The 21,917-nt window shown below is 37.2% G+C and carries 20 protein-coding genes and 2 tRNA genes; 3 read left to right on the top strand and 19 right to left on the bottom strand.

Annotation, left to right across the window (positions count from 1 at the left end; all coding sequences use genetic code 11):
* Positions 1–73: 73 nt before the first annotated feature.
* The 3 genes from FGL89_RS05740 to FGL89_RS05730 form a co-directional block, all read right to left on the bottom strand.
* Positions 74–1,063 carry a nucleoid-associated protein gene (locus tag FGL89_RS05740; RefSeq protein ID WP_041773169.1) on the bottom strand — a complete coding sequence of 330 codons (990 nt, stop codon included), beginning with the start codon at positions 1,061–1,063 and terminating at the stop codon, positions 74–76.
* A 95-nt stretch (positions 1,064–1,158) separates the two neighbouring features.
* On the bottom strand, positions 1,159–3,285 hold the full coding sequence (locus FGL89_RS05735; protein WP_014974922.1) for an AAA family ATPase: 2,127 nt from the start codon (positions 3,283–3,285) through the stop codon (positions 1,159–1,161).
* A gap of 55 nt (positions 3,286–3,340) precedes the next feature.
* The gene (locus FGL89_RS05730) at positions 3,341–3,565 is read right to left on the bottom strand and encodes a hypothetical protein (RefSeq protein ID WP_014974923.1); all 225 of its coding nucleotides are present in this window, start codon (positions 3,563–3,565) and stop codon (positions 3,341–3,343) included.
* A gap of 303 nt (positions 3,566–3,868) precedes the next feature.
* On the opposite strand from FGL89_RS05730, the gene rlmD reads away from it, so the two are divergent.
* A complete protein-coding gene (gene rlmD / locus FGL89_RS05725; protein WP_014974924.1) occupies positions 3,869–5,359 on the top strand; it encodes a 23S rRNA (uracil(1939)-C(5))-methyltransferase RlmD in 1,491 nt (496 codons plus the stop codon).
* A gap of 40 nt (positions 5,360–5,399) precedes the next feature.
* On the opposite strand, the gene FGL89_RS05720 is transcribed toward rlmD, so the two are convergent.
* From FGL89_RS05720 to mutY, 6 genes are all read right to left on the bottom strand, one after another.
* Entirely contained in the window at positions 5,400–6,248 is an 849-nt protein-coding gene (locus tag FGL89_RS05720) for a DUF1129 domain-containing protein (protein WP_014974925.1), read from the bottom strand.
* On the bottom strand, positions 6,226–6,582 hold the full coding sequence (locus FGL89_RS05715) for a PadR family transcriptional regulator (RefSeq protein WP_014974926.1): 357 nt from the start codon (positions 6,580–6,582) through the stop codon (positions 6,226–6,228). Before FGL89_RS05715 ends, FGL89_RS05720 begins: the two co-directional genes overlap by 23 nt.
* 131 nt (positions 6,583–6,713) lie before the next feature.
* A tRNA-Thr gene (locus FGL89_RS05710) sits at positions 6,714–6,786 on the bottom strand.
* A gap of 65 nt (positions 6,787–6,851) precedes the next feature.
* A tRNA-Leu gene (locus tag FGL89_RS05705) sits at positions 6,852–6,933 on the bottom strand.
* Positions 6,934–7,090: 157 nt separating this feature from the next.
* Positions 7,091–8,197: an AI-2E family transporter gene (locus tag FGL89_RS05700; protein WP_147000465.1), complete on the bottom strand. Its 1,107-nt coding sequence runs from the start codon at positions 8,195–8,197 to the stop codon at positions 7,091–7,093.
* Positions 8,197–9,219, bottom strand: a complete 1,023-nt coding sequence (mutY, locus tag FGL89_RS05695) for an A/G-specific adenine glycosylase (RefSeq protein ID WP_014974928.1) — start codon at positions 9,217–9,219, stop codon at positions 8,197–8,199. Before mutY ends, FGL89_RS05700 begins: the two co-directional genes overlap by 1 nt.
* A gap of 123 nt (positions 9,220–9,342) precedes the next feature.
* On the opposite strand from mutY, the gene FGL89_RS08640 reads away from it, so the two are divergent.
* Both FGL89_RS08640 and FGL89_RS05690 read left to right on the top strand, forming a co-directional pair.
* Positions 9,343–9,486, top strand: coding sequence for a hypothetical protein (locus FGL89_RS08640; protein WP_014974929.1), 144 nt, complete (start codon positions 9,343–9,345; stop codon positions 9,484–9,486).
* Positions 9,487–9,625: 139 nt separating this feature from the next.
* Positions 9,626–11,023 carry a DHA2 family efflux MFS transporter permease subunit gene (locus FGL89_RS05690; protein ID WP_014974930.1) on the top strand — a complete coding sequence of 466 codons (1,398 nt, stop codon included), beginning with the start codon at positions 9,626–9,628 and terminating at the stop codon, positions 11,021–11,023.
* A 65-nt stretch (positions 11,024–11,088) separates the two neighbouring features.
* On the opposite strand, the gene thiD is transcribed toward FGL89_RS05690, so the two are convergent.
* From thiD to FGL89_RS05640, 10 genes are all read right to left on the bottom strand, one after another.
* Positions 11,089–11,898 carry a bifunctional hydroxymethylpyrimidine kinase/phosphomethylpyrimidine kinase gene (thiD, locus tag FGL89_RS05685; protein WP_014974931.1) on the bottom strand — a complete coding sequence of 270 codons (810 nt, stop codon included), beginning with the start codon at positions 11,896–11,898 and terminating at the stop codon, positions 11,089–11,091.
* Positions 11,899–11,975: 77 nt separating this feature from the next.
* Positions 11,976–12,455 (bottom strand): 23S rRNA (pseudouridine(1915)-N(3))-methyltransferase RlmH, encoded by a 480-nt coding sequence (gene rlmH, locus FGL89_RS05680; RefSeq protein WP_014974932.1) that lies wholly within the window; start codon positions 12,453–12,455, stop codon positions 11,976–11,978.
* Between the two features lie 653 nt (positions 12,456–13,108).
* Entirely contained in the window at positions 13,109–14,248 is a 1,140-nt protein-coding gene (locus FGL89_RS05675) for a S1C family serine protease (protein ID WP_014974933.1), read from the bottom strand.
* Between the two features lie 63 nt (positions 14,249–14,311).
* Positions 14,312–15,097, bottom strand: a complete 786-nt coding sequence (gene yycI, locus FGL89_RS05670; RefSeq protein ID WP_014974934.1) for a two-component system regulatory protein YycI — start codon at positions 15,095–15,097, stop codon at positions 14,312–14,314.
* A 30-nt stretch (positions 15,098–15,127) separates the two neighbouring features.
* Positions 15,128–16,432 carry a two-component system activity regulator YycH gene (gene yycH / locus FGL89_RS05665; protein WP_014974935.1) on the bottom strand — a complete coding sequence of 435 codons (1,305 nt, stop codon included), beginning with the start codon at positions 16,430–16,432 and terminating at the stop codon, positions 15,128–15,130.
* Positions 16,422–18,293, bottom strand: coding sequence for a cell wall metabolism sensor histidine kinase WalK (gene walK / locus FGL89_RS05660; RefSeq protein WP_014974936.1), 1,872 nt, complete (start codon positions 18,291–18,293; stop codon positions 16,422–16,424). Before walK ends, yycH begins: the two co-directional genes overlap by 11 nt.
* Before the next feature lie 131 nt (positions 18,294–18,424).
* Positions 18,425–19,132, bottom strand: coding sequence for a response regulator YycF (gene yycF, locus FGL89_RS05655; RefSeq protein ID WP_014974937.1), 708 nt, complete (start codon positions 19,130–19,132; stop codon positions 18,425–18,427).
* A gap of 145 nt (positions 19,133–19,277) precedes the next feature.
* Positions 19,278–20,261 (bottom strand): ribose-phosphate diphosphokinase, encoded by a 984-nt coding sequence (locus FGL89_RS05650; RefSeq protein ID WP_014974938.1) that lies wholly within the window; start codon positions 20,259–20,261, stop codon positions 19,278–19,280.
* Positions 20,262–20,442: 181 nt separating this feature from the next.
* Positions 20,443–20,940 (bottom strand): thiol peroxidase, encoded by a 498-nt coding sequence (locus FGL89_RS05645; protein ID WP_014974939.1) that lies wholly within the window; start codon positions 20,938–20,940, stop codon positions 20,443–20,445.
* A gap of 75 nt (positions 20,941–21,015) precedes the next feature.
* On the bottom strand, positions 21,016–21,828 hold the full coding sequence (locus FGL89_RS05640; protein WP_014974940.1) for a Cof-type HAD-IIB family hydrolase: 813 nt from the start codon (positions 21,826–21,828) through the stop codon (positions 21,016–21,018).
* Positions 21,829–21,917 lie beyond the last annotated feature (89 nt).

Here is a 21,917-nt window from a genome sequence, read left to right as displayed (position 1 = left end):
GCAGCTAACCACGCTGCAAGACATTCCAACAAGTATCAGCATATCCTCCAATATTTCATAGTATTTATATTTATTATACCGTAAATTTATTTAACACTGAATCAATGTCTTTAATCACTAACGACATTGTGCCATCTGGATGATTCATGAATTCAACTTTATTTTTATCTTGATAAACTGACATTGGGATTGAAATTTCAATCCCTGAATCTAATTTGAATTTTTGTACTCGAAATTTTTTTTCATATTTCTGTGTATTTTCAACAGGAATACTTTTATCGACCATCTTATCAGTCATTTTTTCTTTGTACTGTTGTTGTGCAGAAATATTATCAGAAAACACCTTTTCAGCAATCGTATCTGTATTAATGCTGCCAGATTCTAGAGCATCATAAATAACTTCCTGTGTCATCGCCAAGACTTCATGTTCCGGTAGATCATCGTATTGCTCAGCAACATTTTTGACAGTACGCTTGATTGTTTGAATATTTTCTTTAACCGATACTTCAGGTACAATTTCTAGAAATCGGTCTGAAAAATAAGTTGCACGGTGACCATCAATCAGGTACTTTTTCTCCAATAATTGATAATGCCATGTATCTAAGTTCACTAAAATAGCTTCTTCGACGCTTTGGGTAGCTGCTGGTAAAATGGCCTGATTAAGTACTAAGTTATTCACCATTCTATCATCAATATATTCAACAGTGTGCGCATAACGTGGCGTGAAATTAAGTTTTAACAAACCAAATAGTCGGCCTTCATCTGTTGTTGCTTGAAAACTCAACAAGTCACCTGGTTGTACAGTCTCAATAGCTTCAATCGTGCCAAATAATTTCGTAGCTAAATCTGTGGTCATATGAGCAAAATCAGATTCTGCTAGCTTGTCTTTAACGTAGCCTGGTGCCAAAGTGCCCGTCTTAACATCGCCGTTACTAACTTTAGCCGTCAGCTTTTCAATATATTCGACCACGCCAACATTATCTACTGCCATCTCGCCTTGTGAGGCTATTAAATTACCTGTGTTCGTATCTAATATGTGTAAAATTGCGTGTTGTATTATCATTTATCCATTGTAGCTAAGATACTGTTGATTGTCATCATAAAATCAACTAAAAAAAATAGACAATTACCTAAAATTGTCTATCATTTTATATTAAATTACTGACTAACGACTGCTGAAATGACAACTTTGTCATCAACTAAATCAGCTTGTAAGTCTTTTTCACCAGGATTATCTAGATAAAAGTCGGTTACTTGATCACGAATTTGTTGCTCAATCACACGACGTAGTGGTCGTGCACCTAATGCCTCATCGTAACCCGCTTCAATCAAATGATCTTTAACATCGTCAGATACCTTTAATGTTAACTCTTTCTTAGCCAATGTCTTATTCACATCATTTAACATCAAATCAATAATCTGCTTCAAGTCTTGCTTACTTAATGCTGAAAATTCAATCACACCATTAAAACGATTCAAGAATTCTGGACGGAAGTATGGTGCCAATCGATCCATTAGCTCACCTTCACTCTTATCTGAAAAGCCGGCATTTGATGTGGCAATAATCACGGTATTCTTAAAGTTAACCACATTACCTTGCCCATCAGTTAAGCGACCATCATCCATAACTTGTAGTAACAAAGTCAATACTTGTGGATTTGCCTTTTCAATTTCATCTAGCAGGACAATTGAATAGGGATTACGACGAACTTTCTCTGTTAAAGTATTACTGTTATCATCATATCCAATATATCCAGCTGTTGTACCAATTAACTTAGATACGGCTGTGAGATCCGAATACTCTGACATATCTAAACGTACAATATTTTCTTTACTACCAAACATATCAAGTGCTAATTGTTTAGCTAACTCCGTCTTACCAACGCCGGTTGGCCCAACAAATAGGAAACTACCAATTGGCCGATTACCTTCATCAAAACCAGCACGATTACGACGTATAGCACGTGCTACCATATTGACGGCTTCATCTTGTCCAATAACTTTACCTGCTAATCGTTGACCTATTGTCTTCAAACGTTCAATATCCGAAGCGCCCATTTGAGCAACAGGAATACCAGTTAATCGTTCGACAGATTCCGCAACATCGTTAGACGTGGCAATAACCTTAGTGGCCTCATCTGCTCCCGATATTTGCTTCTCAAAATCTGCAATTTGGTTCTTATACTTCAACGCTGCTTCATAATCTTCGTCAGCAACGGCTTTTTCTTGCTTTACTTTCACATCAGTCATTTGCTTTTCCAAACTAACTTTATCCGTCACTGGATTCTTAGCTGACAAATGTGCAGCCGTCATATCAAGTAAATCGATTGCCTTATCAGGCAATGAGCGTTGTGGAATATATTGCACGGCATAATCAACGGCTGCCTTTAAAACATCTTCCGGTAATTCTACATGATGATGCTTCTCATATAGTTTTGAAATACCCTTCAAAATTTCCAGTGTATCTTTTGGTGAAGGTGCATTAACTGTTACTTCATTGAAACGACGTGCCAAAGCTGCATTCTTCATGATAGTGTTACGATACTCATCTTGCGTTGTGGCACCAATTAATGAAATCTCACCACGGCTCAATGCTGGCTTAATAATATCAGCTAAACCTTTGCCACCATCTTCACCACCGGTTGATCCAGCACCTAATATTTGATGAATTTCATCGAAGAACAGGATAACATTTCCTGCAGCTTTAACCTCTTTCATCAAATTTTGAATATTTTCTTCAAAAGCGCCACGGAATTGTGTGCCTGCTTCCAAACTAGAAATATCAATACTATAAATTTCCTTGTCTTTAATTGATGCGGGCACATCACCATTAACAATTGCTTGTGCTAAACCTTCAACAACTGCTGTCTTACCAACCCCGGCATCACCCACAAGTACTGGGTTATTTTTAGTACGACGTCCTAATATTTCAGCAGTTTCTTGAATTTCTTTATTACGGCCAATGACTGGATCAAGTAACCCGTCACGTGCTTCTTTGGTCAAATTACGACCTAGCTTTGCCAGCATCCCCTCTTGCTTAGTTTGTCCAGGTTGCTGTACTGCTTCTTGTTGCTGCCCATTACCAACAGCTGGATTACCTTGTCCTTGTGGTAACTGTCCTGTTTGACGGTACTTCACGAATTCTTCCGGGGTTACTTCACGACCGTTAATTAAGTAACGACGTTTCTCCGAATTCATACCATTCATATTTCCCATCATATTATTAAAAATATTATTCATATCTGATCCAAATGGATCATTGAACAAATCATTATTGTTAGCCATAGTCTAAAATCTCCTTTTTATTAATGTACTTGTAGGAATACAAGCACTTATGCTATCATTCATCAAAATAAAGTTTCTCAAGGTCTCTGAGTACTTCCCACATTGCTTTATGTTGTGCCTTTGCTAAGGCATCAAGATCACGCATATTTAAACTTGTTGCATCTGATTGTGTTTTGTTAAACGATTTATGAATCGTCGTATACCCATACCCAGAATCCTTCGCCACGCGATAAATAGTTAACGAATTATCATCCAAATATGCCTTAATATCAAATCTCATTCCAAATCACTGTCCTTGTTAGTTTGACCTCGCACACGATTATGTGCGTAATCTTTTATAAAGTTGCTGCTTCTAATCATTAGCCACATCTCCTTTACTGAAAAAGGTTACGAACTTAACTGTCCGCTATTCTTTCCCTTTCTCTATACTTAAATTATAACACATATGTGTTATAACACAATAGTGGAATAACTTTAATTTCAGTATGTTATTGAACCAAGTTTCTCATAGTTAGCACGTTGAACATGTTATGATGGTAAAGTAACTATAGAGAATTTGGCATTGCAATGCAGAAAGTTAAACATGACAGAAGAAAAAAAGCGACCTTATCAAAAAGGTCACAATAACTCCCCTAAGAAACCTTATTATGGCAAAAAATTCGACCCCCGTAAATCAGGTGCACGACGACCAGATACGAACACTAATGGCGTCAGCGTTCGTATCGGTCAAAACTTCCCTCTAACTATCAAGCGTCTTGGTATTAATGGTGAAGGTATTGGTTATTTCAAACGTAAAATTGTCTTTGTCCCTGGTGCTTTACCTGACGAAGTTGCTGTTGTTAAAGTAACTGAGGTCGAGCCAAAATATATTGCGGCTAAAGTACTGAAAATTCGTGAAAAATCACCAAATCGTGTTAAACCACTTGATGAATTTGCTGATGAAGTTGGTGGTTTTGAACTCGAGCACATGACTTATCCAGCACAATTGGCATTCAAAAAAGATGTCATCATGCAAGCATTAGAAAAATTTCAACCAAGAGGTTGGTCTGACTATGATTTACGCGACACGATTGGTATGGCAGATCCCTACCAATATCGTAATAAAGCACAGTTCCCTGTTCGTAAAATTGGTGACAAAATTAGTGTTGGTATGTATAAGCGTAGTACACATGACCTAGTTGATCTGCCTGTGGTGCACACTCAAGACCAAACAACTATGATAGTGATGCGTACAATACGTGAACTACTCGATAAATTGTCCGTATCCATTTATAATGAAGATAAAAACCGCGGCACTGTCAAAACAATCGTTGTGCGTGTATCGCATACCACTGGTGAGGCACAAGTCACTTTTGTCACGAATACAGATGCATTCCCAGGGGATACAGCACTCATTGAAGCCATCAACAAAGCACTACCTCAAGTAACCGGTATTTTCCAAAACTTTAATCCTGGGCGTACTAGCTTAGTTTGGGGTGAAGAAACTATTAAACTCTGGGGGCAAGATTATATTGAGGAAACAGTACTTGGCAAGACCTTCCAGCTCTCACCTCGTGCCTTCATGCAATTAAACTATACGCAAATGTCTGTGGTATATAAAGAAGCCCTTGAGGCCCTTGATTTGACACATGCTGACAAATTAGTCGATGCGTACGCCGGTGTTGGTACTATTGGATTAAGTTTAGCGGACAAGGTTGATGAAGTCCGTGGTATGGAAATTATCCCAGAAGCAGTTGATGATGCGAATATTAATGCAAAAATTAATCACGTTAACAATGCAAAATATGAAGTAGGCACAGCTGAAGAACTTTTCCCAAAGTGGCAATCCGAAGGTTGGGTAGCTGATGCACTTGTCGTTGATCCACCCCGAACTGGGCTAGATACTGCCCTACGTCGCGAGATTTTACGTACACAACCCGAAAAATTTGTTTATATTTCGTGTAATGCTTCAACACTTGCACGTGATCTAGTTGATTTAACTAAAGCGTATAAAGTCGATTATATTCAAAGCATTGATATGTTCCCACAAACTGCCCGTTGGGAAGGCGTTGTGAAATTAACACGCCGCGCATAATAAAAAAGGCAGCAATCGCTTGATACGATTGCTGCCTTTTTTATTTGCTTTCATCAAGTTTTTTTATTTTTTTAAGTACAAGAATATTCCACAGCCAGAATATCACGAGTAAAACAATGATAATGCCAACAACGATATACCGTCCATTTTGTGTATCCATCAAGAAATGGCCTATTTTTGGTAAACGTGTCATAATACCTAATACACCAGCACCACATAAGTATATGACAAACGGCAAACTGAAGGTCTTATCTTTTTGACGTATAAAGAAAAATGCACCAATTATTAAGCCAAGTATAATCACAACAATACCAGACCAACCATCAAGTTGAAAACGAACTGGCGTTTTTACAAGACTTCCAATTAAAAGCACAGGTACTATACCAATACTTACGGCTATGAAAGTAGCCAAAAATTTCAAAATTTTGTTTTGTATCATGATATTCACATTATAAATTGTTCGACCAATGTATTTAAATAAAATTAATACGATACTAAATAGATACAAGCCAGATAACCCTAGGGCACCAATATCAACAGGTTTGCCAGCCGTCATCAAAGCTGGTAAAAAGCTGACACCCATATAGCCCATCACAACATATAAGCCTGTCTTAATGACTTCCCAGGGACTGCGTGGCATTTCAGCCAGTAATTCATCAGCAATCACCTTTGGATTTTTTCCAAAATACGTTTCTGCTGCGATGCCATCATTTTGTGCTTCTAAAATATCTTGTAATATCATTAATAAATGTGTTTCTATTTTATTTTCATCTCGCGCAAAGCCCTCTATTCTAAGATATAATAATAAATTTTCATAAAATATTTTATTCTCTCCGTTCAATTTTTTTCGTAATTCATTATTCATTTCAATCATTTCTTTTGTTTTCATCTATTGTTCCCTCATCTATTAGTTGATTCACTGCACTCTCTAAAAATTGCCACTCTTTAATAAATTGCTGCTTGACTACGATGCCATCTGACGTAATAAAATAATACTTTCGATCTGGTCCTTCTGCAGATGGTTGCATTTTCCCTTCAACCAAACCACGCTTTTCCATCATAGTCAGTAACGGATAAATCGTTCCTTTAGGAATATCGTCTAAACCATATCGATTAATCTGTTTGCTAATACCATAACCATAATCTGGTTTTTTAAACAAAATCATGAGCATCACACCTTGTAAAATGCCCTTGAGCATCTGACTCGAAATATTTGGTTTCATATCTTACCCTTCCACTAGTCTATTTAACATACTAGTATTGTAAATGATCCCCACTAGTTTGTAAAGCCGATTAGTGAAAAATGTATGCAACAAAAAAGCAGTGATATATTAATATCACTGCTTTTTTATGATGCCGACTAGCGGATTCGAACCGTTGACCCCCTCATTACTAGTGAGATGCTCTACCAACTGAGCTAAGTCGGCAACGGCAAGTACTCAAGTATGCTCGTGTCATACTAGATACCCCAGAGAATGTCAACACTCTCTTATACGGGTGACAGGAATCGAACCTGCACGCCTTGCGGCACTGGAACCTAAATCCAGCGCGTCTGCCAATTCCGCCACACCCGCAATTTAGTTGTTTTAACAACTCTATTAGTGTACTGTATATTTGCCCGCACGTCAATACCTAATTTAACGGTCACGTATCAATGGATTAGCGAAATAAAATATGTCATATTAAAATGAGTCAAAACCCATAGGTTTCAACTCATCCGTTTGTTGTTTTTCAAGTATTTTTTTTGGTCAATGAAAATAGTTCAATACTAAATTCAAGAATTGTACGTAAAACAGCATAAACCGGTACAATCAATATCATGCCAATAATACCCCATAAATTCCCAGCTACCATTAATAAAATCATAATAGTTAGGGGATGAATGGCTAACGATTTACCAATCACATTAGGATAAACTAAGTTACCATCTAATTGTTGTACAATAGTCATCACAATCAGAACAAAAACAACTTGTTTCCATGATTGTGTACTTGCCACAAATAATGACGGAATCACACCAATCCATGGACCAATGTAGGGGACAATGTTTGTAACACCAGCAATAACAGCCAATAACCAAGCATATGGTTGCCCAATAATTAAATAGCCAATAGCCATCGCGAGACCTATAAACAACATTTCAATAGCTTGTCCAGAAATATATTTTTCAATCGTACTGTCCATTTTTGCTGCTAGTTCATTGATATGCTCTGATTGACGTTGTGGAAACATTTTTTTGATAGCAGGCAGAAGTCGATCACTATCACTTAACATATAAAAGAGAACGACCGGAATTGTGACCAAGTTAATGGTAAATGTTGTGACCATCGAGATAACATTACCCAATGTTCCCGCTGTAACAGTTAGGAATGATGATGCATATTGACCTACAGTATTTTTTACTTGATCAGCATCAATTGATAAATTCAAATTCTCAAACCACTGACTATTTAACGTTTTTGTCACAAAACGCTGCACATCTTGAGCAAAAGATGGGAATGCATTAATAAAATTCGACATTTCACGTAATAATGTTGGTATCAGTAAAATCAAGGCCCCGGCAATAACGATTAAGAATAACAAAAATGTCAGAATAACTGCCAATTGGTGTGGTAGCTTTTTACCGAAAATTTTTATCTTTTCAATACGCGATAATATTGGTTTTAACACATAGTATAAAAAACCAGCAACAATTAATGGCATAAACACCGTAGAAATAAATACTGACAGTGGATGCATCAAAAAATCAAATCGTGACACAATAAAAATCAATAAAGCAACTGCTAAAGATTCAATTGTCCAAAAAAACAAGTTCTTATATTTTGCATTTAGAAACATTAGTCGCATTCCTCCAAAGCTTTGAGTAATTTGTGTTGTAAAGTTGGCAAGGATAATTGTTGCCATTCGTTTTGAGTCAAATATTTTTGGTTCTCTAGTGGTGTTATTTGATGTTTCACTAACCATATCTCCCAACGGCGATGGGTAAAGACATGTACAACCGGTTTAATGTTGAGTTGTTCGCCCTTAATGTCCTCAATACTATTAATTTGCGTTAACGGGAACGTCCAAAAATCAGCTAATAACCCCGTTTCAGGCCGTTTTTCAAATAAAAGTTGATTATCTTTTCGAGAAACTGTCGCTACAAATAATTGTTTAACAGGCTTTGGTTTCTTAGTTTTAACAGGATATAATAGCTCGACACCATCGCGGTAAGCTGCATTAAAAGCCTGAACTGGTGAATGCTCACTATCTGGATTTTTAGCAGTCATGTAACTTGAGCCCAGATCCATAATTGCTTGATTAAAATCACCAGGTCTTTGCGGATCGACAATGGGTAAAATAGCATCATAAAAAATTTTACGGGTTTTAGCTTGTGCAATGTCATCATCAATTTTCAATAAGCGACTAAAAACACGAAAAGCATTACCATCAACAGCTGGCACCACTTCATTAAAACTAATTGAAGCAATTGCAGCAGCTGTATACGGCCCAACACCTGCTAACTCCTGCAAATCATCAGAACTCTCAGGCCAATTGCCATATAAGTCATCAGCTACAAATTTTGCTGCTTTTTGTAAATTACGCGCGCGTGAATAATACCCCAACCCTTCCCACAATTTTAAAACTTGTGTCTCAGGTGCATGAGCTAAATCCTGTACCGTAGGAAAAGCAATCATAAATCGTTCATAATAAGGTAGAACAGTATCTACTTGTGTCTGCTGCAACATAATCTCTGAAACCAGCACACGATAAGGTTCATGATTCAGGCGCCAAGGTAAATTGGCACGTCCATTTTCATCATACCAAGTTAATAACTGACGGCGAAACTCTTCAATTGTATTTTCAGACCATAATTCCATATCTATATTGTACCTTAACTCTTGGCTTTTTTAGCATACTTATCAGCATTAATATTGATTTTTTAATAATAATGACGTATAATAATATCTTGTATGTAAAACATTTAAAAAGGAGTACCCATCATGGCATTAAAGAAGCCTCTTAATTCATTTGCCCGTGCCCGCAAGGTCGGACACAACTCAGCCAAGAAACAACGTCAAACTGCTATTGCAAAGTTGCAACAATGGGCAAAGGGTAAGTCAGAAGAATTACCTTCAACAAAGTAATTAAGCGTAAAACCAGTATTTTTACTGGTTTTTTGTTTGCTTTTTTATACTAAAATATGGCAAAATGTTATTAAAGCACTAAATCGACTTAATATTATATTTAAGTACAATCCTTATCTAAAGAAAGGAAGTATCTAACTTGAATATATCTCAAAAACAAAAATCTATTTTGATTATTTTAGTCATTGGTACGTTTCTAGGTTTTTTAAACCAAACACTAATGAATGTGGCCTTGCCTAATATCATGAGCGAATTCCATATTGGTACTGATCTTGGTCAATGGATGACAAATGGTTATATGTTAGTGAATGGTGTCATGGTGCCACTCACTGCTTTCTTGATCCAACGACTGACTACACGTCGTTTGTATCTCACTGCCGTTGCCCTGTTTGCCGCAGGTACCTTAATTGCCGGATTTGCACCCAACTTTCCCATACTGATTACTGGTCGTATGATTCAAGCCTTAGGAGCTGGCGTTTTTGGTCCACTAATGAACGTGGTAGTCATGAATTTATTTGAACCAGACAAACGTGGTGGTGCGATGGGTAGTATTGGACTGGCACTCAACTTTGCGCCGGCACTAGGTCCGACATTATCGGGACTTATTGTTACTAACCTATCATGGCGTTATCTTTTCCTCCTTGTTGCACCATTAATTATTGCTAATTTCATTCTGGCCTATTTTTTGTTACAAAATATCGGTGAACAAAAAATACTCAAATTCGACTTTCTAGGTGTTGTGCTCTCCAGTATTGGACTCGGCTCACTATTGTATGGCTTTTCTAGTGCAGGTGCAAGTGACTGGTCAGAGTTTACGGTATGGGGATTTGTCCTTATTGGCTTAGTGGTCACTGGATTATTTATTTGGCGACAATTAACTGTTAAGACACCATTACTGAATATGGCTGTCCTAAAATATCGTGATTTTATTATTGCAACTTTAATTAACGTTGTCTTGATGATTGCAATGTATGGCGGTGCCATGATGCTACCCCTTTACATGCAAAGAGTTCGTGAAACCTCTGCTTTTGTCTCTGGATTAGTCCTATTTCCAGGTGCCTTAGTCACGGCTTTCTTATCACCTTGGAGTGGACGATTATATGATCGTTATGGCGCTAAATACTTAGCCTTAATTGGTATTATCACGACAAGTATTGGCACCTTTATCTTGGCCTCTATGTCTCTCACTTCCCCACTTTGGTTAGCTGTAGTGGGACAATTTATTCGGCAACTTGGTTTGGTATTAGTTTTGATGCCGATTCAAACCGAAGCTTTTAACGCCTTGCCATTAAGTTTAATGCCTGACGGATCAGCAATGTTTACAACTATTCGTCAAATTTCAGCTTCATTTGGAACAGCTGCCCTTGTCACAATTATGACCAAATCCTCAATGGGTTATGCTGACACACACTTTAGTATGATTGCTACACGTATTCAATTACACGGTATCCGTGTCACATTTATCACAGCAGCACTTCTCATGTTATTCGCTGCGGCATTGACCTATTTTTTAAAAACTAAAAACCAGAAAGAATAGTTTTCTAGTCAATAAAAGCCATACAATAAATTGTATGGCTTTTTAATTTACAAAAAATTATGCTATCAAATATTTTCAGCAGCCCAATGATTGATTGGTCCAAATTTATGACCAACAGCAATTTCATGGGCAATCGCTGCCGTTGTAACATCATGCGCAATATGTATGGCAGTAGCCACATCTGTTCCTTTAGCGAGTTCAGCGGCAATTGTAGCACTCAGTGTATCACCAGTACCGTTGATATGCGTCGTCTCAAAATATTGATGGCGTAGCCAAAAATCAGTGCCATCAGCTAACAGCACATAATCAGCAACCTCTGACTGCGCTGCCAGATGGTGCCAACCTTTCACAATGACATTCTTAGCCCCTAATGTTTGGATAGCTTGCGCTGCAAGCCGTTGCTCCTCTTCCGTCTCAATTGTGATACCAGTTAATAACTGCGCTTCAAAGAAGTTAGGTGTCGCTACTTCTGCTAAAGGTAATAACTTGGTTTTCAGTGCTTGAAAGGCACGATCCTCTAATAATTGCGCCCCGTGTTTTGTCGTGATTACAGGGTCGACCACTAGTGGACCAAAATCATATGTTTGGTAAGCATCTGTTACTGTATGAATCAAATCAGCATCTGACAACATGCCGGTTTTACTTGCTCGTATATGAAAATCGCTGGCTAAAATATCAAATTGCTTTGAAATAAAAGATAAAGGTAGTGTTTCAACAGCATGGATTCCATATGAATTACCAGCCACAGCTGCCACAAGAACACTCATACCATAGGTTTTCCGAATAAAAAAAGTATGTAAATCAGCTTGCATACCAGCAGAACCATCTGAATCTGAGCCCGCAATTGTTAAGACTTGTGGAAATTCATTGACCATTATTATTTCCTCACCTAAATTTCATTATTTTATATGATTATACGCTGCTCACTATTGCTTGTCCAATAATGAGCATGCTATTTGTGATACGGGGAACCTTGTTGAATCATATACGCACGATAGATTTGTTCGACTAATACTAATCGCATGAGCTGATGCGGTAATGTTAACAAACCAAAACTCATTTTAAAATTTGCTCGCTGTTTGATAGCTTCATCTAAACCTAATGAACCACCAATAATGAAAGTAATATTGGAATAGCCTGACAGCGTGATCTCTGACATTTTCTGAGCAAAATCTTCAGAGGCTAACTGCTTGCCTTCAATCGCCAAAACAATCACATAATCCCGCGAACCAATTTTTTCCTGAATACGTTGCCCTTCTTTTCTTAAAATTTGTTTGTTTTGCGCTGCACTCGCCTTGTCTGGTGTTTTTTCATCCGCTAATTCAATTATCTCTGTTTTAGCAAACCTGGATAACCGCTTACTGTATTCCGCAATACCATCTTTGAGATATTTTTCTTTTAACTTCCCAACTGTAATTAATTTAATTTGCATGTTATCCTCTAAATTTATGTTTTCTTAATCTTTTTATGCTTTTCGCAAACATTTGAGCCGTTTATCTTTTTAAAAGTTATGCACACGAACAGGTATCATAAAAAAGTTCCACAATGCTATTATATCAATGTTTATAGCGTTCGCATAATATTTTTTCCACAGATTTCGAACAAATTTTAATGATTTGTGGATAACTTTATTAACCGTATCTTGTCGCTAATGAGACAAATATTGTCTTTAAAATGTGTACTTATCCACAGTTTTCCACTTTTTTATCCACAGCTGTGGATAAGCACAAATGTTCCCTTGATAATTAGAAACATAATTAGAACAAATGTTAACTTTTCCGTACAAACAACTCCACTCAGCCTATGGATACTACATTTTATGGTTAGGAACCGTACATTCAATTAATAACACAAAAAACAACTCAAAAATCACTGTAATTTACCGTTTTTTACTTAAATCTGCTTGATTTAAGTGTTTCTTAAAGAAAATATGATGTTATCAACAAAAGGAACTCACTTTTCAACATTTTATCGACTAATTCTTTATTTTATCAACATTTTACAATACGTTTTCAACATTTTCAGAAAACGCGCATTTTTACATTTTTGTCAACTAATACTAAAGAAAAAGCTAACGTCAAAACGTTAGCTTCCTAATTTCTGTGTTAATTTAATATTGACTGTGTGCTTGGTTGCTTGGTGATAGTAGGTTACGCTGATTGTGTCTCCTAATTTATGCTTGTAGAGCTCCTCACGCAAGTCTGCTTGACCAGCCACTGTTTTACCTTCAATAGCAGTAATCACGTCGTACTTCTTCAAACCAGCTTTAGCTGCCGGCCCATTATCCGTCGTGCCCATGACCACGACACCACCTGTTACAGTTTCTGGAATTTTCAGTAAAGCTTTTTGGTCATCAACCGTTATTTCGGAAAGTTCGACTAAGCTAATACCAATAGCCGGCCTTGTGATTTTACCATTCTTCACCAGTTCATTGACAATGTTAACCACCTGATCTGAAGGTATTGCAAATCCCATCCCTTCAACGCTCGTACCAGATGAGGAGGAGGATAATTTCATTGAGTTAATACCAATGACTTGACCTGCAAAATTAATCAGTGGTCCACCTGAATTACCAGGATTAATAGCAGCATCTGTCTGAATAACTGTTGATCCGCCATAACTTTGCCCGTTTTCAGAGCTCGCCTCAACTAAACGTTTTTTGGCAGAAATGATACCTTGAGTCACTGAAGAAGCGTACTGTGAACCCAAGGGGGAACCGATAGCTAACACCTTTTGCCCAACTTGAATTTTATTCGAATCACCAAATGATGCCGTTGCCGTCACATTTTTGGCATCCATTTTTAAAACAGCTAAATCAGTCATGATATCTTTGCCGACTAATGATGCTTCAACCTTTTTACCATCATGCATCATTACTTGAATCTTAGAGGCACCGCTAATCACGTGATTATTGGTCACGATATAGGCTGAATCGCCGGCTTTCTTGTAAATCACACCAGAACCTTCAGATGACTCTTCATAGCGTCTCTGACCAGTTTGTGAAAAATTTAATACTGAAACAACAGCATCAGAGATTTTATCATAAGCCGTTGTGGCTGTAGCGTTTTTGGGGATAGTACTAGTTTCACTAGCCTTTGTGTTAACCTTTTGTGTCGATGTTTGCAAATTTTCAACACCACGTTGCCCATATAATAATGCGCTACCACCGATAACACCAGCGATGATACCAGTTAATACGATTTTTGTTAATGAATATTGTTTCATATCAATCACCCGTTACTTGATTTTTTACCAATAATACACTTCGCAAATTAATTTTAAATTAAATTACTCGGACATATTCTCACCAGTAAATGCATTGATCTTCAAGATATATTTTTCATGACCGCTATATGCTTCAAAAGCCCATACTGGTAAATAAATATCAAAACCGTTGACATGTATTGTTGTATCATACGACAATTGTCCGTCAGACAATCGATCACCACTACCAATTTCATTATACCTGTATAACGCAATAATTGCTTCTTCTTCAGTTATTGTTGCACGATCATCACGTAATTTTTCGATATTGATCAACTTGCGTTGCGTAAAGCCAGTGACTTTATCAACATTATTATACTGGAAAGTCATTATGCCATAGTCAGAAATGACTGGCAATCCAAAAACATGTTGTGAATAAACTCTGTCTGTATTATTTTTATCTAATGTCAAAATATTATTGTAGCGATAACCTGCTGGTGCTGCAATTGATTGGCTATCAAACTCATTATCCCTAGATGTTTCATTTCTTTCAAGTGATTTCGCTGTTTTAAACTTAACAATGACACCATTTTTATCTTTTGGCTCACTAACAGTAGCATTTTTCCCTAATGATACCTTATCAAGTATCTGTTTGTCCCCACGCTGAGCGGCAACATAACTACTGTAACGTACTTTAGTACTAAATTGCGGTAACCGAATTTTTTGGTTTTTCATTTCATCAATAATGTTAACATTAGCATCCGTTACCTGATCATTAACAACCCGACCAGCTCGCCACCAATTGAATAGAAAAATATCTAGCAACAAAAATAAAATCAGCATTAATAGTTTAATACGTTTAAATTGCATGATGTTCTCCTTTACTCGTGACAAACACGTCTAATTATCGTGATGTTTTAAAAATGCTGACACACTTTGCCAACCACTGGATGTTTCAATCATCCAAGTGGGTTCCATATTCACCGCTGCCTGACTATCTTTATTAATCAGCCACTCATATCCAGGTGTAATAAAATAATAATCTGATTTTTTTACACCTGCATCATCTAACTGTTTCAAGATACTAGTGGTAGATGGTAATGTCACATCTTCTTGTTTATTAGGCACTGGCACCCCCAACTCGTTTAATGAGTAGGTACTGGTCAAATCCCCATTGTCAGCTATTTTTATACGAATAGCGCCACTCTCTGATTGAAAATAAACTGGAAATCCTTCAACATAGGTACGATAGGTCACCTGCTGACCGTTGTCCCGGCTTTCATAAAATCGCGTATCTGCTAAATTGAGCTGCAATAAATTAATTTGAGAAAGTCCAGCATTCAGACGACCCAAATAAGTTTTAGGTAACTGATTTTTGGCATTGTGGTCTTCAAAAGTGACAGTTTCTAAGGTGCTATTGTAAACTATTTTTTGGCTATTCAACTTATTAGTATATATCGTACGATCATCTGCTTTACTAATACTCAATTGATTTATTGTTCCCAAAAGTGCTGAAACATAAGCTGAAGGGTCGCGATGATTCAATAGATACGAATATACAGGTAATTTCACGTCATTTGGGTAATTCATCATTACTTGACCTTGATACGCTTTAAAATTAACCGCAACTGTTGTAGGCAGTTCTTCTGCTTTTTTCCAAGCTAAGTCATTGTTTAACTTTTTTACTTTAACCGTAACTATCCTGTTTGTTTTAGTATTAACAAAATAACCAATATTTGATCGATTAAAATCCAGAACAAAATAATTAAAATTAAAGTTTTTCCCACTTGAAACATTTTGTTGATAGCGCGTATTAAAGTAAGAAATTGGCACGACATCTGGATAACGTAAAATTTGTGATTTTTTAATTGAAAGTAACGATTGAATTTTGGCTACTGATACTTTTTCTGATTTTGCGTCATTTAATTCAGCACCTTCAATATAAGTGCGTATTTTTTTAATTTGTGTACTGATTTTATGAGTAACTAGCTGCTGCGAGCCATCTTTATGCGTGACAATTAATTGTGTGGGTTGAATAAGCTCTAATAATTGTTGTTCTGATTGTTGTGATGTTGCAGAGTCTGGTGCTTCATTTTGACCAAAAGAACTAAATACAAAACCTGTCAACACTATTGAAATGACAATCGCTAGAATCATGGATATGTCCAAAATCGTACCTTTTAAAAACTTAGGTTTATTCCACATCCCAATCATCTCCCTCAATATTAGCGTCATCGACATAAGCCAGTGAAATATAAAATGTTGAGCCTTGATTTTCAACCGAATCAACCCAGATACGGCCATTAAACTTTTCTACGACTTCTTTAGAAATTGCCAAACCTAACCCTGTCCCACCTTGAGCACGAGAACGTGACTTATCCACACGGAAAAAACGATTAAAGATATTATCTAAATCTTTACGCGGGATGCCTAACCCTTGATCTGAAATACTTAAAATAGCACGGGTCTTTGTCTTAATCAAACGAGCAGTTATTGTGCCACCATCTGGTGAATATTTCACTGCATTATTCATAATATTATCAAGTACCTGTGTGAATTTATCCGGATCGACTTCAACCCAAACGTCTTCATTGGTGAACTCTCTTTTAATATTATAGGTTTTATTAGGTGTTTCAGTATTTTTGGCATCACTTTCAATAATCATATCAAAGCGATTTAAAACAAAGTTAAATAGACTATTTAAGTTAATAACTTCCTGTTTGACTTCCATCGTACCTTGATCCAAACGAGATAATTCTAACAAATCATTGATCATACGAATCATGCGCTGCGTTTCATCTTGTACAACACCCAAGAAGTTCTGCGCCATTTCTGGATCTTCAATTGCGCCTTCTGCTAATGCATCAACATATGAACGTACTGATGTTAGCGGCGTACGTAATTCATGAGAAACATTGGAAACAAACATACGACGTTCGGAATCTATACGCTGCTGTTCAGTAATATTATGTAAAACAACAACCAATCCAGAGATAAATCCTGACTGCCTTTTAATTAATGATATATAAGCTTGTACCAATAATTCTGTCCCATCATTGGATAAATCAACACGAAAATCATCTAAATTTTCTAACATATCGCGCAATGTACGTTTACCTTGTAGACGCAATAAATCAATAACATTCTGTCCTAGCGCAGCTTCACGTTCAATGCCAACAAAATCAGCCGCTGCCTGATTAATAATCGTCACTTCACCACGGCGATTAGCTGCTAAAACACCGTCTGCCATGTGTGTTAACACCGAATCCAAGCGGTTACGTTCAGCATTAACTGTTTCGGTTGATTCTTCAATTCGTGTGGATAATTCGTTCACTGATTTTGCCAAATGACCCAATTCATCAGGTGAATAAATATGATTAACCATTGAATAGTCACCACTGGCAATTTTAGTCGTTTGTTCATTAATTTGTTCAATCGGTCGCGTCAATGTCCGTGCTAAGAATAAGGCAAGCGCAATACTAGCTACTAACGCTATCAAACCAGCTATGATAAATAAACGCATTACATTACTGATATTACGATAAACTGGCAATAGACTAGCCTTAACAACAATGATACCAGTCACTTCTCTTACCCGACCAGATGATACACCCAGTTGAGTGGTCATTAACTCCTTGCGTTCACCACTTTCATTAATCGTCCGTGTTTTTAAAAATGATTGATTCCCTGATAAAGCTTTTTGAGCGTTTAAATCGGTCGTTTTTTGCCCAATTGTCTGCTGACCAGAAACTGACAATGTCCCACGAATAGTGCCAGTACGATCAATGACTTGTACCTCTTGCAAATTAGTATTATTTAAACCTGATAAGACATCTTGAATTTGATGATTAGCTTCATCAGTTTGTTTATTTCTTAATGCGGTTGTTATTTGATCCGTAGCATACTTGGGTAAGGTAATTTGCTGTTGAAAAGTTGCCAAATTACGTTGTTCAATTTGACGTACAAAAAACGCACCCAAAAGCTCGAGTGCGATAATCATCAGCAGCACGAAAACAAGCGTGATGCGAAAACGAATAGATTGGAAAAATTTAGTTAGGCTGCGCATAATTGCTGACGTTAAACGTCTGTCCCCTTGTTATTTAGATGAGAAGCACGTGCTGTTGTTGCAAGGAATAAGTACAAATCAAAAAAATTAGCACTAAGCGCCCTCAATGTTATACGCATTATTGCCACGCACTATTCTGCATCAGGACGTAAATAGTAACCAACGCCACGACGTGTCGCTAGCCAATTTGGATGACTTGGATTATCTTCAATTTTTTCACGTAAACGGCGGACTGTCACATCTACCGTACGGACATCACCAAAATAATCATAACCCCAAACTTGTTGCAACAAATGCTCTCGTGTCATGACCTGACCGATATGTTGTGCCAAATAGTAAAGTAGTTCAAACTCGCGATGTGTTAATTCAATATCTTGACCGGATTTAGAAACCATGTAAGCTTGTGGATGGATAACCAAATCACCCAACTCAATATCCTCAGTGCTGACAACACTCTCATCGCCATGCTGAGCTACAGCTTTACGGCTCCGCAAATTAGCCTTAACTCGTGCCACTAATTCACGATTTGAAAATGGTTTAGTCACATAATCGTCTGCACCCATCTCCAATCCCAAAACTTTATCGATTTCAGAATCTTTAGCAGTAACCATAATGACAGGAATTTCGGACTTTGAACGAATTTGTCGCAAAACTTCGACACCATCAATTTCTGGTAACATCTGATCTAACAAAACTAAATCAGGATTTTCTTCGCTAAACATATCTAGCGCCTCCCGACCATCTGCGGCTGTAATAACATCATAGCCTTCTTTTGTAAGATTGAATTTAATGATATCTGAGATTGGCTTCTCATCATCCACAACCAAAACTTTACTCATGGACGTTCTCCTATCGTGTTTCTAGTATTTTATCTACCTTCAAGTATATCATTTTTCAACCATTCTGTAATATATTGCACAAAAAAAGCCAACTATTGTTGACTTTAAGGTCTATTTTTTATGAGGCATTTACTGTAACGACGAATTAATCGTGTAATCGACGGTGAAAACGTGTTTTAAATAATGATGAAATAGCTTCATTATTACTAATACGACGAATTGCTTCACCAATTAATTCACCAACTGAAACGATCTCTAATTTATCAAATTTTTTGTTTTCTGGTAGGTTAATTGAGTCAGTTAAAATCACTTTTTTGAAAACTGAGTTTTGAAGACGTTCAACAGCCGGTCCAGAAAAGACAGCGTGAGAGGCTACGACATACACTTCTTTTGCCCCATGTTCCATAATTAACTGCGCACCTTGCGTAATTGTACCAGCTGTATCAATCATATCATCAATCATGATGGCAGTTTTACCAGCAACATCCCCAACAATACTACCAATTTCAGCTACATTTGGCTTTGGTCGGCGCTTGTCTATAACAGCCACTGGTGACTCTAATTCCAACATATTATTCAAATTACGTGCGCGTGTCATACCACCATGATCTGGAGAAACAACAACAGCGTTTTTCTTGTCAGCAATCCCAGTTTCAATTAAGTAATCAGCAAGCAATGGTGCACCCTGTAAGTGATCCATAGGAATATCGAAAAATCCTTGGATTTGTGCCGCATGTAAGTCGAGTGCCAATACCCGTGTAGCACCTGCCCGTTCCAACATATTTGCTACAAGTTTAGCAGTAATTGGTTCACGTGAACGTGCTTTACGATCTTGACGTGCATAACCATAATATGGCAAAACAACGTTAATTTGGTTAGCTGATGCCCGGCGCAAAGCGTCAATCATAATCAGTAACTCCATCAAATTATCATTAACAGGCGCAGAAGTTGATTGGATAACAAAGACGTTATCACCACGAATACTTTCTTCAATGTTAATTTGCACTTCACCATCAGCAAAGCGCTTGACAGAAATTTCGCTTAACGGTACACCAACTGATGCAGCAATTTTTTCTGCAAGTGGTTCGTTTGAGCTTAGAGAAAAAAGTTTCAATTTAGGTTCCGGCATGTTTAGCTCCAAATATTTTCTATTGCGGTTCGTAATCAATACTTATTTTAACAAAAAAAAATGATAAAAGCCACAAAAGACTGTGACATCATACGAAAAATAAGGGCAGCAACACCATTATGTTACTGTCCTTAAATATCATTTTTAGATCAAGTAACTGATTGAGTTTAATTAAACTTTTTCAGCTCATTAACGTCTTTAATGCCTGCAATGCATCGTCATAATCTGGTTCCTCAGATACTTCAGGAATAATTTGAGCATACTTCACAGTGCCTTGTGCATCAACGATGTACACAGCACGTGTATCAAAACCTTGCACTGGCAAGTAGAGGTTAGTCGCATAACCAAATGATTCTTGCTCATCTGACAGTACACGCATGTTCTTCACACCTTCAGCTGCACACCAATCTCGTTGTTCCTCAACAGAATTTGTTGACACTGTTATAAACTGAACATCGCCAAATTGGTCGACTGTTTGATTAAAATGACGTGTTTGCAACGAGCATGTATCTGTATTCAAGTCAGGAACAACAGAAATCAAAGTGATACGTCCAACTAAATCAGCTGTTTTAACCTTATCACCATTCTCATCTTCTAACTTAAAGTGTGGTAATTGTTCCCCCACCGCTAAAGGTTCCCCTACTAATTCTGCCACTTCACCAGTTATTAAAACATTCATTTCACAACCTCCATATTATTTTTATCATTATACAACATTATATTCATATTTTGATCAGTCAATCTCAATATATGACTAGAGTACATATTTCTTCAGAGCGTGTGCAACCCCTGAATCATTGTTTGTTACCGTTTCAAACTCAGCAATTGCCTTAATACTTGGAATAGCATTTCCCATTGCAACACTTACACCAGCTACCTCAAGCATTGATCGGTCATTTTCTTGATCCCCGATTGCCATTGTCTCACTAGGGTCAACAGATAATAATTCAGCCAGAGCTAGTAAAGCATTTCCCTTAGAAGCGCGCTGATCAATAAACTCCAAGTTATTGGCTGTGGAACGAATCACGTTAACAGTTTCTGATATTTTCGCCGGTATAATTGCTTGTACGGCATCTAGTTCATCACTCTCGGCATTAGCAATAGCTTTAATAAACTTCACGCGCTCAAGCTGGGACTCTGTATCGACGATGAACAGTGGCAATTTGACAAGGCTGTTTTCATGACTGGCCCAGGTATGAATCTTATGATGCGTCGTATAGGCCGCATCCTTAGTTTCAACCTGAACATAAATCTGTTGTTCCGTCATGAAAGCATTAATATCACGAAATCTGTCCAATGACAACGGTTGGTTAAATAAGGTTTTATTCCCATTAGTTGTTTGTAATAATCCACCATTATAAGTAATAACATACTGATCATCACCCAATAGATTGAGTTCAGCTAATATATCCCGAACACCTGGTAAAGGTCGACCAGTTGTAATGACTATTTTAACACCTTTGGCCGCAGCTTGTTGGATAGCCAACTTAACCTCTGGTGTAATCTTATGTTGATCATTGAGTAGTGTCCCATCAATATCAATAGAAACAATTTTTATTTTTGACATCATTTTATTTTTAATTAAGCGTCCAAATACTAGTATTCAGTAAACGTACAGCTTTAATAATTCTCCTTCATTGCTTCGTTACCTAGACA

Source organism: Leuconostoc carnosum, assembly GCF_007954525.1.
Taxonomy (GTDB): domain Bacteria; phylum Bacillota; class Bacilli; order Lactobacillales; family Lactobacillaceae; genus Leuconostoc; species Leuconostoc carnosum.
This window is presented reverse-complemented; position numbering and strand designations above follow the sequence as displayed.

Coding starts and splice junctions, on each gene's coding strand:
- FGL89_RS05720 (WP_014974925.1), bottom strand. CDS start 6,248: ATGAAAACAAAAGAAATGATTGAAATGAATAATGAATTACGAAAAAAA.
- FGL89_RS05675 (WP_014974933.1), bottom strand. CDS start 14,248: ATGAAACAATATTCATTAACAAAAATCGTATTAACTGGTATCATCGCT.
- walK (WP_014974936.1), bottom strand. CDS start 18,293: ATGCGCAGCCTAACTAAATTTTTCCAATCTATTCGTTTTCGCATCACG.
- mutY (WP_014974928.1), bottom strand. CDS start 9,219: ATGGAATTATGGTCTGAAAATACAATTGAAGAGTTTCGCCGTCAGTTA.
- FGL89_RS05650 (WP_014974938.1), bottom strand. CDS start 20,261: ATGCCGGAACCTAAATTGAAACTTTTTTCTCTAAGCTCAAACGAACCA.
- FGL89_RS08640 (WP_014974929.1), top strand. CDS start 9,343: ATGGCATTAAAGAAGCCTCTTAATTCATTTGCCCGTGCCCGCAAGGTC.
- yycH (WP_014974935.1), bottom strand. CDS start 16,432: ATGTGGAATAAACCTAAGTTTTTAAAAGGTACGATTTTGGACATATCC.
- yycI (WP_014974934.1), bottom strand. CDS start 15,097: ATGCAATTTAAACGTATTAAACTATTAATGCTGATTTTATTTTTGTTG.
- FGL89_RS05730 (WP_014974923.1), bottom strand. CDS start 3,565: ATGAGATTTGATATTAAGGCATATTTGGATGATAATTCGTTAACTATT.
- FGL89_RS05645 (WP_014974939.1), bottom strand. CDS start 20,940: ATGAATGTTTTAATAACTGGTGAAGTGGCAGAATTAGTAGGGGAACCT.
- yycF (WP_014974937.1), bottom strand. CDS start 19,132: ATGAGTAAAGTTTTGGTTGTGGATGATGAGAAGCCAATCTCAGATATC.
- thiD (WP_014974931.1), bottom strand. CDS start 11,898: ATGGTCAATGAATTTCCACAAGTCTTAACAATTGCGGGCTCAGATTCA.
- rlmH (WP_014974932.1), bottom strand. CDS start 12,455: ATGCAAATTAAATTAATTACAGTTGGGAAGTTAAAAGAAAAATATCTC.
- FGL89_RS05640 (WP_014974940.1), bottom strand. CDS start 21,828: ATGTCAAAAATAAAAATTGTTTCTATTGATATTGATGGGACACTACTC.
- FGL89_RS05740 (WP_041773169.1), bottom strand. CDS start 1,063: ATGATAATACAACACGCAATTTTACACATATTAGATACGAACACAGGT.
- rlmD (WP_014974924.1), top strand. CDS start 3,869: ATGACAGAAGAAAAAAAGCGACCTTATCAAAAAGGTCACAATAACTCC.
- FGL89_RS05715 (WP_014974926.1), bottom strand. CDS start 6,582: ATGAAACCAAATATTTCGAGTCAGATGCTCAAGGGCATTTTACAAGGT.
- FGL89_RS05700 (WP_147000465.1), bottom strand. CDS start 8,197: ATGTTTCTAAATGCAAAATATAAGAACTTGTTTTTTTGGACAATTGAA.
- FGL89_RS05735 (WP_014974922.1), bottom strand. CDS start 3,285: ATGGCTAACAATAATGATTTGTTCAATGATCCATTTGGATCAGATATG.